Source organism: Cyclobacterium qasimii M12-11B (assembly GCF_000427295.1).
In the GTDB taxonomy this organism is placed as follows: Bacteria; Bacteroidota; Bacteroidia; order Cytophagales; family Cyclobacteriaceae; genus Cyclobacterium; species Cyclobacterium qasimii.
The window spans coordinates 25,427-42,176 of record NZ_ATNM01000071.1 but is presented as its reverse complement, the minus strand read 5'-3'; the positions used below and the strand labels follow the sequence as shown (position 1 = coordinate 42,176).

The window sequence follows — 16,750 nt, the reverse complement described above, 5'->3', positions numbered from 1 at the left end:
TTTAAGAGCTCATAAATTTCCAGAATAAATGGAGCCCTTACTTTTTACAGATCCTTTGGAGACTGTTTACTTTGAGAATTAATATGACTTCCACCAATCAAAATTATGTTTAAAATCAAATCAACTTCTATCAGAAATGGCTGGTACATTGTAGGAATGCTATTTCTTTTAGCTGTGGAGACAGTAAGCGTATCCGCTCAGGTTGCTTCACATCCATTTTTGATTGTTACAGAAGATCAATTTGAGCAACACAGAGAAAAAGCCTATTATGAACCATGGAAATCCATGGCTTCCGATGCTTTTAAGATTACAGAAGAAGGTTTTAATCTGGAGGAAAGGGGAGCCTACGAATTACAAGATTATATAGGTGCTGTTGCCTTGGCCTATATTTTAAATCCGGAAGATAAATCGAGGTATTCTCAAAAGGTTAAAGATTTAATCTTAAATCAATACTCAAAATTAAAGCCTACTGAAAAAAGAAACTGGGGAGGCGTAGTACCTCCAATGAGCTCATTCTTTGTGGCGATTCTGGCACTTGACATTGTTTACAATGATTTGACCCAAGAAGAGATTCTTGCCTGTGAAAAGGTGATTGAATCCCAAATATTTAAAATAAATCGTAAAGGCAGTTGGACGGAAGTAAGGCTCGGCACCCATGGGGTTTGGGATATTTACAAGGGACTTAGAACCGGACCTGATGAGGCCTATTTTAAAGGGACCATGGCCCAGATTACTCCTGATGGGGTTTCTCCGATTACCATACATTACGCTTGGGAAAGAGTAGGGGGAGGGGACAGCCGTATTTCCAAAGCAGGCTATATGGATGTATTGGAATTTACAGGAATAGATAAGCGATACTTTTCCAATGAACAACTGCAAAAGTTCCACCGTTGGCTGTTCAGTGCCAGTGTGAACAATAGCAAGGAGATGGCCATAATAGGGGACATGCTTCCTACCCAGTTTTTAAGCAATGATTTACTGCATGCCCGGGTAGGGAATTTTGATGCGGAGGCCGCTGCTTATGCGGCATGGTTTCATGAAGAAGATAAAAAGAGAGGCCATATTATCAGTTACCTGCTTCCACAAAAGGAATTGCCTTATCCCAAACTTCCCAAAAGCAGTGTTTATGAAGATGGTGGCGCTTTTTTAAGGGAAAATGCCATGAATCCGGAGGGAATCCATGCCGTACTTTACAATATAAAGGGCCAGGACGAGTGGCATACCCATCAGGAAGTAAATGGGCTGGCCTTATCAGGCCTTGGCAATAGATTGCTTGTGAATGGTGGGAGATTAGGAGCGCCAACCCGATCGGCGACACTAAACAATACCCTTACCATTAATAGAAATGATCATGCCTCCCGTACAGGGAATGGCATCATTGAAAGCATAAGCCGCAGCTCATTTGACTATGCCATGGGAGATGCTGGTACGGCATTGGCCACTTCTCAACATAACCGAAGCATGTTGTTGTTACATGGCACGGAATCTTCAAAAGCCTATGTCCTTCTATTGGATGAGGTAAAGGTTGGAGAAGGAGAAAAGATTTACTCTTACCTTCATCCTTCCAATGAGAGTAAAGTTGACACCGTTCTTTTAAATAGCTCCTATTTGGCGGCTATTGATCATTATCCGACCGTGGAGGGTACAGCTTTAGAAATACTATACCTGACAACACCGGATTCGGTCAATCAACACTTGGTGGCTTCAGCTGTACCTTCCAGCTATCCCGGCTACCCAGATCACAACAGGTTGGAGGCGGTCTACTCGCCTGATGAGCTGGGAGGAAAGCAAGTACTGACTTTATTGAATCCCATTAAGCAGACGGAGGTCAAAATGAACCTGGAGCGTAGCATTGAAAAGGGTTATGAAATCAACTTGATCCAACATGCTAATGGAGCAAAAGACCTAATATTGAACAGTACCCAGACTGGGCATTCTATTGAATATAAGGGGCTCAAATTTGAGGGGGATTTTTTAGTGCATAGGGAAATAAAGGGGACTACTAGTTTCCTATTTGCGAAAAACGCCAGGTTTTTCACCAGCCAGGAACTTGAATTTAAAGCGGAGAAAACAGTGACCTTATGGATGGATCATCAATTTGTAAGTGTTATTGTACCCGAAGCCACGGATCTTTACCTAATAAATAAACCGTCAAAAAGCTTATATTTAGACGATGAATTGGTGGAATCTACTAGCTCTGCAGATGGTTTTATAAAAATCCATTTATTAAAAGGCTCCCATCGATTGTTCTACAAGTAAATAATTTTAAACCCAAATAAAAATGATGAAATACAAAAGTTTATTCCTGCTCATTTCAGGGATTTTATTGTCAGCCAATGTTTTTGCCCAGCACTTGGTTAGTGGCAAATACAGCGAACAACAGCTAGCTGAGGTACTTATTCCACTGAAAGATTGGCATCCTTTTCCAGCTTTGGACGATAGAGAAGCATGGAGCAAGGCTGACAAAGAGCAAATGGAGTTTTTTCTCGATTATGCCAATGAGAATCTCGATTATTCCTGGCCTTATATCCCTGCTACAAAGTCGCTGTTGATTCACAGAAATGGAAACAGGACCGAATACCAAGACATGACCTTTGAAAAAAGGAGGATTTTAGGCGCCATGATTTTGGCGGAACTCTATGAAAACAAAGGGCGGTTTATCGATCCCATTGTCAATGGTGTTTGGTCAATATGCGAAGAATCCTTTTGGGGCGTACCTGCCCACTTGCCAAAATCAGATGAATACTCCGGGCTGATGGATGTATCCAAACCTTTTGTAGATTTATTTGCCGCAGAAACGGCCACTTACCTGGCTTGGGCAGATTACTTTTTCGGAGAAAAATTTGATGAAATTTCACCCCAAATAAGAAAAAGAATCCGGCATGAAACCGAGTACCGCATTTTCGAACCTCTGATGAACAAGCATCACGGTTGGATGGCAGCCAATGCCAATGGAAGACGCCCAAATAACTGGAATCCCTGGATTTGCTCTAACTGGATCAATTCCGCATTATTATTGGAGGATGATGAAGAAAAAAGGGTGGCCCATGTTTACAAGGCTACACAAGTACTGGACGAATTTTTAACGCCTTATCCGGAAGATGGAGGCTGTGATGAAGGCCCTGGTTATTGGGGAGCTGCAGCTGCTTCCTTATTTGACAACCTTTCTTTGTTGAATGAGGCATCAAATGGTGCTTATCAGTTTGCTTATGAAGATGAAAAAGTGAAGAATATGGGGCGCTTTATCTATAGGGCCCAAATTAGTGAAGACTACTTTCTGAATTTTGCAGATGCAAGCCCCAAACCTAAGATGGCCGCAGCCATGATCTATAGGTATGGTAAAGCCATTCAGGATCCGGACATGATGAAGTTTGGAGCTTATTATATGGAGCAAAATGAAAAAGCCTTGCCCAGGTTTCATTACTTCAGACATTTCTTTGAAGTGTTTATGCAGGAAGAATTTGACAATGCGGAGAAGGGCCTTCCTTTACCTAAAGACGTATGGCTCTCTGACATTCAGGTAATGGTAGCGCGCGACACGGAAGGAAGCACAGATGGCTTTTTCCTTGCTGCTAAGGGTGGACACAATGATGAAAGCCATAACCATAATGATATCGGTAATTATGTGGTTTATTATGATGGGAATCCTTTGCTTATCGATGTGGGAAGTGGGACCTATACCCGAAGGACTTTCAGTGGGGAGCGGTATTCCATTTGGTTCAACCGTTCAGATTACCACAACCTGCCTACTATCAATGGCGTGACACAAAAAGCGGGTGTGGAATTCAAAGCCACCCATGTTTCTCATGAAGCAAAAAAGAGCAGTACGGCCATGACATTGGATATCAGTATGGCTTATCCAGAATCATCAGGACTTGATTCCTGGAAGAGAGAGCTAAAGTTGGATCGTGGTAAAAGGGTAACCGTAAGCGATAAATACCAATTATCGGCTTCAGGAGATATTGTCCAACACCTGATGACCATTTATCCGGTCACAGTGGTGAAACCTGGTTTAATCTCTATTGCGTATAAAGGTAAAGATGGTAAGCTTGCACCATTCGAAATTCAATATAACCCTAGTGGAATGGAAGTTAAGGTGGAAGAAATTCCTTTTGATCAACCAGAAGATGAGGGTATTAAGGATAAATGGGGTGGAAACATCTACCGAATCAACCTTACAAGCAATGGCGATGTAAAAGCCGGAAAGATGGATTTTACCATTAGCAAGCAATAAACTTCAATAGCCTAAAGGGCCAATAAAATGAAAATAAGCGTGAATCCCATTCACGCTTATTTTTTTTAGGCTTACTGGAGGCTGAGCTTGTCGAAGCCAGCGGAGTCGAGTATCCAATTTTAAATCGAATTGATTTCTGATTATCAATAGCCCCCAGCTTCAGCTGGGGGATTAGAATGTAATATTATATTTCGGGGCTTTAGCCCAATCTTCACCTTTCAAGAATAAAAAGATTAATTAGGCTCTAAACCTAGGTTGATGGCTTATTTTTCCAGCACCCATCTCTCCTCCAAATTTTGGCTAAAGCCGGGTGAATTGTTATGGCTTTTATAAATGGGCTAAAGCCCATTCCTATTGAGCAGATTTCGTTAATCAATTTGACGGTGCTATTGAATGAATTCGAAAACTTTCAGCTTTGTAGGTCCAAGTTACACTACGTTAAACTTGAACCAGAAGGGAGAATCGAAGTCCGGTTGAAAGCAACAGATATTATCCGTTTACTAAATTATATAAACGCTTATGACAAAACTGGTATTTCGGTTAATTTTTCACTAAAAACCCATTTTAAAGGCTGTGAAGGGTTTTTTAATAATTAGTTTTTAGTTAGATTAGGGGATTAAATAGTAGATATATAGGTTGCTTTCTGCTTAAATATGGTTATATACAATTGTTAGTAACAATTCCTCACTTGGAGAAAACATATCAAATATCGAAAGAAAACATTTTAAAATCTCTCAAATATCTGAGACAACACTTTTATTTTCTGCCAGCTGGAATGCTTTTAGTAATTCCTTTTGCTCATTACATCAAGGATAAAAGCTGGGAATTTTCATACACTTATGGACCTCCCATAGCAGTTGCTGCCTTCATTGCATTTGAGATCGTACCAACTCTAATATTTCACTTAATACATTGGACAAAATCACAAGGATTAAAAGTATTTATTGATACTACTAATAGAGTTATCACCTTTCAAGTCAGTGCAGGCAACTGCTATAAATTCGGTTTTGACGACTTGACAGTCATTGAATATCTAACACTCTACCAACAGAATAAAAAGCGTTTGTCTACTAGTTGGTCTAACTATTCATACCTCCAGATTACTACAACTGATAATAAGGAATTTCAGATTAGCTCATTAATTCTAACAAAGGATCAATTCCCGATTGAACCATTTGAAACCAAGTATTCTTTTTGGCCATCAATTACCACCATCTACAAGGATAATCAACCAGAAATCGAACGAGCTCAACAACTGCAAGCCGAGCAGGTGAATATCTTGAAGGTCAAGTTCTCGAACTTAACCATGGATGAGCTGAAGTCAAGGCTTGAACGACAGAAGGATTATGATGAACTGCTAATAATGGCGATGGAAGAATTATTGAAAGAAAAAAGCTACTAACATCACCTATACTGCATGGGGTTGTGTCGGATCAGAAAGTACTGCGGGGATTGGATATTCCGCCACGAATTGTATATTTAAATTGGTGTGGCTAAGTGCGTGAGAAAAGGGCAGAATGTTCTAAATACCCACGACAGTATAGCCAGACCGTTACCACACATAAAATATATAAATAGTATAGTTATTGAATGAAATCATAAAAAACAATTCTGAAAAATCGAATAAATAAAACAAATGAATAAATTAAAGTTAATTATAGGTCTTTCAATAGCAATATTGTTTAGCTCTTGTTCTGAAGATGAAGACACTGAACCTATAATTCAAACTGTAAATGGATTTAACTATAAGGGCTCATTTTTTTCTGTAGATAAAGCTTTTATAAAAGACTTTAATATTATAGATAATGAACCATCTAAAATTGCTATAGTTTTGTCAAATGTAGACCCATCTAGAACGACTCCAAAATGGGGAGGTGTGAATTATTTTATTTTGCATTTGAAGCAAGTAAGGTAATAGAAGGAACTATAACACCTGTTCCCGATTACTCGATACGTGAAAATGCAGATTTTGATAATTTTTCAATTCTTGCAGGAAATACAATTCTAAGACATAATGACCCAAGAGTTAGTAACATAGCTGTTTCTAGTTTTATAAATATTAAATCTATATCGGTAGATGAAATAGATCTGGATTTTGAATTTACACGACCAGATGGAGAAATTATAACAGGAAGCTACACAGGTACATATGAATAAATGAAGAAATTTTGATTTGTAAATACAATATAGACGTGTGGTAATAACTAAGCTTTCTTACGACTGGAACCCTTCGACTCCGCTCAAGGACCAGTACCACCCCGGAGGCTTAGCCTGTCGAAGCCGTAGGAATCCCCTCCTGGAGGCTGAGCTTGTCGAAGCCGTAGGAATCGAAAAACGTCAGAAACCGCCCGACTATTTCTACCTGAATTGAACTCAGGGTTTATTTAAGAAAGTTAAAAACTTTCCGCATTATGGGTCCAAGTTACACTTCGTTAAACTTGGACCAGAGGGGAGATGAAGGCGTTAAGGAAAAGTGGGGAGAAAATATCTACATAATCAACTTAAGCAGTAAAGGAGAGGTAAAAGCCGGTAAAATGGATTTTAACATCAGGCAGCAATAAACCCCAAAAGCCTAAAGGACTACAATTAGAAAAATAAGCGTGGATATCCTTCACGCTTATTTTTTTTGGCCCTCCCTTACCGGAGGCTGAGCTTGTCGAAACCGTAGGAATCGTAGTCCGGTGGAAACTACCAATATTATCCGTTTACTAAATTATATAAACATTCAACAAACTTTTATAAAAAAGCCGGTATATTATACATGATTTTTATAAAAATAACGACTTAATGGCTTTAAAGGAATTTTTTATTTAGAAGTTTTTAGTTAGTTAAGGGGGTTTATAATAGATATATACGTAAATTCCTGTTAAATATAGCTTTATACAATTGTTAGCAAATATTAAGGATGAGAATCAGAAATCCAAAACCAACACTTTTATTATTTGAGGATTTAGTTGAACCCATACGCAACTCAATTGAAGAATTGAATGTTCTAAGTTCTCAACTTGACTTTATTCCAGAACAGGAGTTTTTGAAAAAGGGTACATTTGTTTATGTTATATCATTATTTGAGTCATCGATTTCTGAATGTCTAAAACGCTATTTGATGGCGTTTCCTAAAGAACTGAATGATGGACAAATATCAGGAAAGGAAAGCAAGTTTATGGCAGACTCAATTTTTGCTTCTGAACTTATAGAATTACTTGTCGATGATTTTATAAGTAAAATTTCCTATGAAAGCCTTACGGAGATTTTATCAAAAACATTGAAATTTTTAAAGATTGAAGCTGATAAAATTGAATACAATAACAAAGATTTAATTGAAAGAAAAGAACGCCGAAATCTTGTGGTGCATAATAACCTTAAAATAGACAAGAAATATATTAGAATAACAAAATCTGAAGCGAATAAGTTAGGAACACAATTGGATATAAAAAATGAATATCTCGTAGAAACTATTTATATTTTAAAAAATATTCTGAGCCAGTTACTAAGTGAATTAACGGAAAATTATAACTGTTTTGACAAAACAAAGTTATTGAAAGGAGTTTGGTATTATGTATTTGATTCTCCTTTGCTTAATTATGATATGTATTGGAATGAAAATCATGTATTTGTTTATGAGCAAAATGAAAAACAGATGATTGATTCTTTGTCATCTGGAGAAAAGACTATGTTGGCATATTGGATGCAGCATTATAATGACTCTCTTGCAGATAGATATTTTAAGTTTTCTGATTTTCCATTTATTAATTATAGTCAACCGAGAATGAATTTCTTAGTAGAATTCTTCAATAAATATCCATTAATTCTTCAATATTAAATACTGTAATTCGCTAAATATTTAAAGATAGGATGAAAGTAAGTGTAAAGAAGGATACGCATAATGGCACACAGCCAGTAAGAGTTTTGAAACATAATCTAACACATAGGCTTGTTGAGAGAAATGAAGCTTTAATAAAACAGTTACATTCAGATTTTAGATTAGCAAAAAATATTACATATCATATTGCAGAACTACCATTAGTAGACCGACAAACTCCCTTTATTGACGAAAATGGAATAATAAATATTCATGAAACATACCTTTCTTACATTTGGGCTATCAGTTTCTCTATGTTTGTGATTTATGAAGAAGAGATAGCAATACCCGACCAAATAAAAAGAGGTATTCCAACGCATAAAGAAAATAATCCTGAATTAGTAGATATTGCAAAAGAATTATTTAGTTATGCAAAATCCTTAGTTGTCGTATATTCCGATTGGGATAAGGAAAATTTACCAAATCCAGAATTCTTTGATGAAGAAACTGAGGAGGGATGGTACATTTTGCGCAATAATGACTTATATGTTGAAGTAATCAACTTTATTCTTTGCCATGAAATAGCTCATGCAGAATTAGAACATATAAACCGCAAGAAAAACAATATTCTTGATGAACAACAACTAAAACAACTTGAATTAGAGGCTGATACAAGAGCTGTGAACTTAATGCTTGAAAATTGTCGAAATCGAAAAGTAACAGAATTGGCATTGATAATTGGATTAGCTTCAATGCTTTTCTCTCGAAACAGTCTGGATGGAGGTAAAGAACACCCTGATATTGATAAGAGAATAGATAATGTAATCAATATTCTTTCTCCAGATGCTGAACATTCAATTTGGCCATTATTGGTTTTGTTTGTCAAACTATGGGATGAACAGTTTTCTTTTAATTTCACTCATGGTACTCACTACAATAATTATAAAGATTTTTATTATGAACTGATTAAACAAGCATAATAACATTTGCTAACAATGCATTATAAAACATAAGGGCGACAGTGGTTTACGGAACGTTTGTGCGTTTAATCGAGCCCGCCAAATTTGCAATTTGACGGTTAAGTTTAAAAATTTAAATTTGTGTCTAATCGCAAATTTGGCTATGTACAAAACGGACAGGATATTCTTTCAAAACCCTTACGATTTCATATGCCAACGTTGTGCCTAATGCGAAAAAAGTTAACCAATTAATAAAATGAAACTGAATGACACATTTTGACCCAGCAAGAAATAAAGTTCTCTTTGGAAGTACAGATAAATTAGCTAATTGGATAGCTGAAGATTTAGACCAAGGAAAAATCATTGATAAAATTAAATTAATGCTGAAAAATTATCTTGAATTAGATAATGTTAGTTTTCTTTTGGTTCAGGTACTTCAATTCATTTGGGAGCAGTAGCTATTAGAAATTTCCCTTTGGAGGTAGAATCCTACATAGAGGACAATTATGAATTAATTGACGACACATATGAAGTCTTTCTTTCAGTAATCAAGCAACTCCAAGGAGAAACCTTGAAATATGGAAAAGAGAATCTAATTGATGGAACTCAAACTTTTAAAGATGAAAGAGGTTGGGTTTTCGAAATTGCAGATGATATTGTCCGAGATAAGGAATCAAAAGAAATAGCAATAGAATACGAAAAGGTTTTGAACTTCCTAATCGCTATAGATTTTATCTCTAATGAGGATAAAAGCAAAGTAAGAACTGATAAGTATGCTGAATTAATTACTGCGATTAAGGAAGGGCTATTCACTGTATGTGATTTAGAAAACAGACCCGTTTCTCAATCAATAATCGCCAGAAAAAAAGCGAGCCAATTCCCAAAAGAAATTGCACAAGGTGAATTACTTGAATCAAGAAGTAAATATATATTTCATGAAAAATTCTTAAAGGCTCTTCTTCAAAGGCCTTTGAATTTGAGGAGAGCAAATATTTTTACGGCTAATTATGACTTAGCTTTTGAATACGCTTTTGATAAATTAGGTGTTCATTATATAGATGGCTTTTCAGGTTTTCATAAAAGGTTCTTTAAACCAGAAACATTTGAATACGATATATTTTATCCAGGTTCTACCACTTCAGGTAAAGTTCAAAGAATCGAAAAAGTAGTGAGGTATTACAAATTACATGGTTCATTATCTTGGGTCAATTCTGAATCGAGGGATGCAAACAACTTATATGGTATTGAAGAGAAATCACTAGAATTAATAGATTCTCTAAAGAAAAAGGGAGAAATTATTATCTATCCATCAGCTGTAAAAAAATCGTACACACTTGACCTTCCATACTCTGAACTATTTAGACAATTTGCTTCAACCATAACTCAATCTCAATCGGTGCTTGTTACAGTTGGGTATTCATTTGGTGATGACCATTTTAACGATATTATATATCAAGCATTATCAAACCCTACTTTCACTCTTATTGTAATCGACTTTCAAGGTACAAGAAACGAGTACATTAAAAATCTGAAAGAACTGAACGACCCTCGAATAATAATACTTGAAGGAGAATTTTTTGGTGACTTCCTTACTTTTTCAGACACTCTGATGCCTAATTTTAACAATATTGACAATAACGAAAATGTAGCAAATACTCTGAACGAGCTTCTAGGAACTAAAACTTCTAATACTGAACACACTAAAGACGCAAAATAATGAGTGAAAGAAGTATTGGTAAAGTAATTTCTGTTGACAGCTTTAGAGCATATATAAGACTTGATGATGATTTGAAAAGTCTGTACAAGAGTGGATATGAAGATATTTTTGAAGTTGCCAGAATTAACTCTTACGTTATTATTCCAATTGGGTCAGATAAAATTGTAGCTATGGTTACAAGTGTCCGAGCAATTGATGAGACAGAAATAGGGAAAAATAAAGATGCCATATTTTTAACTAAATCCGCAAGGTATTTGGTAGCAACCATGATTGGAACTATTGAGAATAGTGGGGAATATATACAAGGAGTATACAATTACCCTATCCTCGACAATCCAGTTTGGTACGTAACAAGTCAAGACTTGGATAATATTTTTGACCAAAAGAAAAAGGAAGATTCAGAGGAAATAAATTTTGAAGAAGATTACTATTTACCTATTGGGACATCTCCTTCCTTTTCAGATTATAAAATCAAGATAAATCCAGATAAATTTTTCGGTAAACATGCAGCAATATTGGGAAACACAGGTTCTGGAAAATCCTGCACGTTTGCATCTATTATTCAAAGCATGTTCGATTTTGATTACAACGGGAAGAAGTTACAAAATGCCCATGTCATAATATTTGATACCAATGGAGAATACAAACAGGCATTTCAAGGAAAGAAAGAAGCCCCGTATAAGAATATTGAACTCGTAAATCCTTTCAATGTTGATAAAGCCGGAATGAAAGTTCCTTTTTGGTTTATGAACTTCGCTGATTGTGATTATTTATTTGAACCAACATCAGGAACACAAGCCCCAGTTTTTAAAAGGGCTTTGGCTTTAGCAAAAAACCAAAAGAAGTTGGTGAAAAACCAATTCTCGACAAGTTTACAGAAAGAGGAATACTTGGATTGTTTGATGCTTCACCAGATGACCTTAAGAAAAAGAAAAGTTTAATGACTATGGTAATTGGAAATATAAGGCAGATAATGAAATTATTGGCTTAGCAAATTCAATTACCCCAAATGGAAATCAGCTTTTAATTGATATCCAAAATGCTCTACTAAAACTCGGAGCAAATAACAATATCGGAGATGAGAAAGATGGTTTAGAAGAATTAGAAAGTAAACATATAGAATACTCTAGTTCACAAAACGTTGAGCAAATAGCAATTGAAAAAAATATTGACCTACCAATTTGGTTCAATTTCCAAGACTTAATTACGCGATTTTTTGACGAAGCAATCAATGAACAGGAAAATTCAGGAAATAGATTAAGAGAATTTGTTTCAACTCTTAGACTAAGATTACAATCATATTTGGGTGACGAAAGGATTTCACAGCCCCTGCTCTTAAACCAGCCAGAGGAAATTCTAAATTCTTTGGCAAAATTTATTGCTTTCATTCTAGGAGATTTTTGCAAAGTTTATAAAACTGAAGAGACTGACTTATTTACTGATTTTTATAAGAATCAGTTAGGTAAGGAGGAAATTGAAAAACTCGGTGAAAACAAGCCAAGTCAAGTTACAATTATTGACATGTCTTTATTGCCTTATGAAGTTTTAGAAACAATCACAGGATTAATAGGAAGACTGATTTTAGACTTTGTATCTCGTTTTCCCGAAAGTGACAGAGGTAAGCTCCCTATGGTAATAGCCTTAGAAGAAGCACAAAATTACATTCCAGAGAAGAATAGAGGTGATAGAGAGTCAATAGCTAAAAAGGTATTTGAACGAATTGCGAGAGAAGGAAGAAAATATGGTATTTCATTACTTGTTTCTAGTCAACGACCGTCTGAATTATCAAAGACAGTATTATCACAATGTAATTCTTTCATTATTCATAGGCTACAAAACCCAGAAGACCAAAAATATGTCCGACAATTAGTTTCTGCAGCCAATGAAGATATTTTGCAACAATTGCCAATTTTACCACAGCAGCACGTTGTAATTATGGGTGACGCAGTTAGAACTCCTGTTCAAGCGAGAATGAACAATGCTAATCCAAGACCTAATAGTAATAATCCAAAATTCATAGAAAATTGGACAATGGATTTACCAGAAAACTTTCCGAACTATGAAAAAATTGCTGAGGCATGGGAAAAAGGTGCAAAATACAAACCTACTAACGATGAACCTGATGTTCAGCAAGAAGAATAAAACATGACACCATACAGTAAACGTAATGCTGCATATTAAATAAACGACAATGGAAAAAGTAACTTTTCTTTCTGGAACATATGAAAACACTGCAATTAATGGTGTCGCTGTTAATTTTAAAATTAGATATTTTAAAGAAAACAAAGGATTTTTAAAATACAATACATTAGAATCTTGGTTTAAAGTTACGCTGACTAGATTTGCTCTTATTGAATGGGGAAAGTTGGAAAATTTAGATGAAGAAAAACTAATTAAATTGACCTTCCCATTTGCGATTGAATGGGTATCTCAAAGAGTTAAAGACGGTACTTTAAAAGATTTTGAAGAAAAAGTGATTAGCACAGAAGACAAAATAAATCCTTATCCATTTGATATTAATAAAATTGAAAAAATAGAAGGATATGAAATTATTTTCTCTGATAATCAGATAGATATTGGGACAAGAATTCGAACAAATATAATCGCAGATTCGATTATTGAAGTTAGAGACAATATTAATGCAATTGTTTATAGTAAGCATAGTGAAAACCTACTTAAATTAGGACAAGAACGCAATATTCTAAATCTATTTAGAACAATTGAGAATCGATAACAATTTACTTATGCAATTTCGACACTTGGCAATTTTGTAAACGATTTAAATCCCAAACTACTTCGAAAAATTACATGTAATAATGAAAAGGATGTAAAATCGTTTGTTTTACTTGAAGAATTTTTAAATAAAATCGATGATGAAGGGAAAGAAATAGTTGATACTTTTAAAACTATTAATAGAATAAGACAAGGTTTTCCAATACATACAGATAAATCAGGAATTATAAACTGCTTGAAGAAATTTGATATTGATTATCCGATATTAAACCACAATGAGGCATGGTAAATATTAATGGATAAATATAAAATAGGATTATATATTTTACTCGAAAAAGTAAAAATTACACGGCATAACAAAGTGTAAATTTCAGAGCGGGGTTGGTGGTTTACGAGCCGCGGTTTCTCGCATGAACGTCACGTCCTACCCGACGCTCACCGAAATTCGCTCCACAACTTACACCAACTGTTATACGTCAGCTTGATTCATACACGCAATTTGCGTAGCATTAAAAATTTGGAACAAAACATTGACTCTTTAGAAAATAATATATGAAATACATACTATTAAGCATACTAAGGTTCCTGTTTAAAATCGATGTACGGAAAATTTTACATCAAAATTTAAAAATCAAAATAGAAAATCAAAAAACTCTCTAAAGAACTCCAAGTTTCAACTAAAAAGTTTAATATTCAAGGCATTAAAATTAAATCTTTATCAAATAAATCGAATGAATTAAAGAATGAAATCGAAAAAACTTTAATCAGTAAAGAAGTTCTAGAAAATATTTACAAACAAATCCATAAGTCATTCGAAAAACTTCAGGTTGAAAATCAAAATTTAATAAAACAAATCCAAAATAAAGAAAAAGAAATTTTATCTATCCAAGAAAGGATAAAAGAATCACAACAAGTAAATAATACGAAGAAAGAAACGATAGAACAACTAAGAAAAACCATTGAAGAGAATAAAAATATAATTCAGAATCACAACCAAGAATTAAGTTCATTAAAAGAGCTAATTAGTTCATATCAAACTGAATCAAAAAACGCTATTGAGAAAGACAACTTAATTTCTAAGTTAAGGGATAATATTTATCTGGCTATAAATGAAAAGAAATCTTTAATTGGAGAATTTGAGCAATATAAAGAGAAAGCAAAAAAAATTCAACATTCAAAAGATTCAAATTCAATTCAAAAATTACCAGATGGTTCACTAATTGAACATGAATCTTTAATTTTTGGGCAAAGAACGGTTCAAAATCAAGTGGACGAGGAAAATAAGTATGAATACATTGGACATTTTCTATTTGACCTACATATATTTCACCAAAAAGAACATTTAAAGTTCCCAACGACCTTTTACCCTAAGAAAGGAACCAATATTTTGAAATGGCATAATTCAAGTATAACAGAAACAAAAGGCATTAGCGAACCCAAACTGATTAAAGGGTTACAACAATTACATGAACTATGTCCAGAATTAGAAATTCTTCAAAACATTATTCTTAGTATAAAAAATAGAGAGTACGGTTATCGTCCTGATATCGCATTATTTTTGGGAAAATATAATCTCTGCATTGACATTGAAATTGACGAACCCTATGATATACTTTCAAGAAAACCGATTCACTTCATAGATTCTTCAGATTATTTAAGAAATCTCTATTTTATTCGACAAGGTTGGGTTGTCATTCGTTTTAGTGAAGAGCAAGTAATAGAAAGCACTGAATATTGCATAAAGTATATTGCTAACATTTTAAAGAAATTAACTGGAGAAGAGTTATTTTTTTCACTGCTTGAAGATTTTAAATTAGAAGAATCAGATCGTTGGACTTATAATCAAGCCGTTGAATTTGCACAAAACAAACGGCGCGAGGATTATCTTGATATAGAAACGCCTGATGAAAATAATTTCATTGATTTAAAAAGTTCCGAATTTAATGGAGTCCCACCAGGAGAAGATATTTTACCAGAACTAGACTTTTCCGAATTAAAACGAAAAATCGAAGATTGTAAACAAAATAAATATGTTCGAATTACACAATTTTTATATGAAAAACAATACATTCTGCAAAACCCTGAGATTGAAATACAAAAATTCACAGAAGGAATTCAAGGCTTTGACTTAATTATTGAAAAGAATACATTCATACCATTTGAAACAGTAATGAATATTGAAGGATTAGAATCTCTATTTAAATATCCTCTTTATCATAACAATCTGGAACATGATGATAAAAAACTATATGATTTAGTTAAGGAAGCAATCTATGATTGTAACCCTGTTCGAATTGAATACAGGGACGCAAAGGCAGATATTACATTCAGAAATTTGAAGTATGTAACTTACAGTGGTGATTCTTTTGAACACATTGGTGACAGAATGTGGAAAAACTATTATTCTACTAAAGGTTCAATGATGCATGCTATTTGTTTGTTAAGAAGTGATTTACGTAATTTTTACATTAACCGTATTCAATCCATTCAAATATTTAATCTTCACGAATTCAGCATAGGTCATTTAATGACTTTTAGTGCTGCGATATGGTATCCACTTGAAAAAAACGATTTACAATTATGTAAACATATTGCGAATTTGCTTCCAAATCATGAAAAAGAAAATAATCTTATTGCATCAGGAAACTTAGCTCATTATCTATTGGTAAGTGGTGAGCACGAAAAAGCCATAGAAATTTATAGAAAGTATGATGGTAAACAGGTAAATGATGAAATAACTTGGAAAGATTTGAATTTGCAAGATTTTGAAGATTTGAAAAAAATTGCTGATTATGATGAAAAATTTCAGAATGCTATCAAATTATTAGGATGGAATTAAACCAATCTTTTAAAGAGATTAAAAGCCGAACGTATAATATTTTGTATAGTACATAGGGCGATTTTGCTGTGTTTGAAACATTTGCACTTTCTTCAAGCCCGCCGAAGCGCAGCTCTGACTGGGTGTCAAATATTATGTGTCAAACCTGAGCTTCGGGTACTTATCTGTTTGACAGGAAAGTGCTTTCTTATTCCCTACGTACCATATTGTGCCAAGAATCAACCACGGCAATAAAACGCTGAATGCTTTAAATAAGATGATGTTAGGTCCATCAGGGTCGTTTTATAGGAGATGGCTCTAAACCACCTAAAGGTGCTGTCCCTATCGATCGAGATGGTACTTAGCGTTTAGGAGAATCTAATCCTTGAGGATAGCAGGTACGAATAAAGGAGTTGAACCCTAAGAAATGTCCAAGATCCTTTCGTAAAGCTCTGGAACCGTGCTCAGGAACCTCCGACAAAAAACT

14 protein-coding genes are annotated in these 16,750 nt (G+C 34.6%); all 14 read left to right on the top strand.

The annotated features are described in order from the left end of the window. The first annotated feature begins 105 nt into the window (after positions 1-105). The 14 genes from ADICYQ_RS07290 to ADICYQ_RS25845 all read left to right on the top strand — a co-directional run bounded on the left by ADICYQ_RS07290 (position 106) and on the right by ADICYQ_RS25845 (position 16,284). Positions 106-2,259 carry a hypothetical protein gene (locus ADICYQ_RS07290; protein WP_020890576.1) on the top strand — a complete coding sequence of 718 codons (2,154 nt, stop codon included), beginning with the start codon at positions 106-108 and terminating at the stop codon, positions 2,257-2,259. 22 nt (positions 2,260-2,281) lie between these two features. Next, positions 2,282-4,234, top strand: coding sequence for a heparinase II/III domain-containing protein (locus ADICYQ_RS07285; RefSeq protein ID WP_020890575.1), 1,953 nt, complete (start codon positions 2,282-2,284; stop codon positions 4,232-4,234). A gap of 688 nt (positions 4,235-4,922) precedes the next feature. Next, positions 4,923-5,636: a PH domain-containing protein gene (locus tag ADICYQ_RS07275; protein ID WP_020890572.1), complete on the top strand. Its 714-nt coding sequence runs from the start codon at positions 4,923-4,925 to the stop codon at positions 5,634-5,636. 234 nt (positions 5,637-5,870) lie between these two features. Further along, complete coding sequence (locus ADICYQ_RS27375; RefSeq protein ID WP_020890571.1) at positions 5,871-6,149, top strand: hypothetical protein; 279 nt, start codon at positions 5,871-5,873, stop codon at positions 6,147-6,149. After that, on the top strand, positions 6,101-6,391 hold the full coding sequence (locus ADICYQ_RS07270) for a hypothetical protein (protein ID WP_040415006.1): 291 nt from the start codon (positions 6,101-6,103) through the stop codon (positions 6,389-6,391). Before ADICYQ_RS27375 ends, ADICYQ_RS07270 begins: the two co-directional genes overlap by 49 nt. 254 nt (positions 6,392-6,645) lie before the next feature. Continuing rightward, positions 6,646-6,795, top strand: a complete 150-nt coding sequence (locus ADICYQ_RS27370; protein ID WP_020890570.1) for a hypothetical protein — start codon at positions 6,646-6,648, stop codon at positions 6,793-6,795. Positions 6,796-7,139: 344 nt separating this feature from the next. Beyond that, complete coding sequence (locus ADICYQ_RS07265) at positions 7,140-8,057, top strand: hypothetical protein (RefSeq protein WP_020890569.1); 918 nt, start codon at positions 7,140-7,142, stop codon at positions 8,055-8,057. A 32-nt stretch (positions 8,058-8,089) separates the two neighbouring features. Next, a complete protein-coding gene (locus tag ADICYQ_RS07260; RefSeq protein ID WP_020890568.1) occupies positions 8,090-9,016 on the top strand; it encodes a phage exclusion protein Lit family protein in 927 nt (308 codons plus the stop codon). Between the two features lie 245 nt (positions 9,017-9,261). Continuing rightward, positions 9,262-9,453, top strand: a complete 192-nt coding sequence (locus ADICYQ_RS07255) for a hypothetical protein (protein WP_020890567.1) — start codon at positions 9,262-9,264, stop codon at positions 9,451-9,453. A gap of 17 nt (positions 9,454-9,470) precedes the next feature. Further along, positions 9,471-10,712, top strand: coding sequence for an SIR2 family protein (locus ADICYQ_RS25850; RefSeq protein WP_020890566.1), 1,242 nt, complete (start codon positions 9,471-9,473; stop codon positions 10,710-10,712). Beyond that, positions 10,712-11,653, top strand: coding sequence for a helicase HerA domain-containing protein (locus ADICYQ_RS07245; protein ID WP_020890565.1), 942 nt, complete (start codon positions 10,712-10,714; stop codon positions 11,651-11,653). The genes ADICYQ_RS25850 and ADICYQ_RS07245 overlap by 1 nt, the downstream gene beginning before the upstream one ends. A 361-nt stretch (positions 11,654-12,014) precedes the next feature. Next, complete coding sequence (locus ADICYQ_RS07240; protein WP_020890564.1) at positions 12,015-12,854, top strand: ATP-binding protein; 840 nt, start codon at positions 12,015-12,017, stop codon at positions 12,852-12,854. 49 nt (positions 12,855-12,903) lie between these two features. After that, the gene (locus tag ADICYQ_RS07235) at positions 12,904-13,446 is read left to right on the top strand and encodes a hypothetical protein (protein WP_020890563.1); all 543 of its coding nucleotides are present in this window, start codon (positions 12,904-12,906) and stop codon (positions 13,444-13,446) included. Positions 13,447-14,712: 1,266 nt separating this feature from the next. Continuing rightward, positions 14,713-16,284 (top strand): hypothetical protein, encoded by a 1,572-nt coding sequence (locus ADICYQ_RS25845; protein ID WP_020890562.1) that lies wholly within the window; start codon positions 14,713-14,715, stop codon positions 16,282-16,284. Positions 16,285-16,750 lie beyond the last annotated feature (466 nt).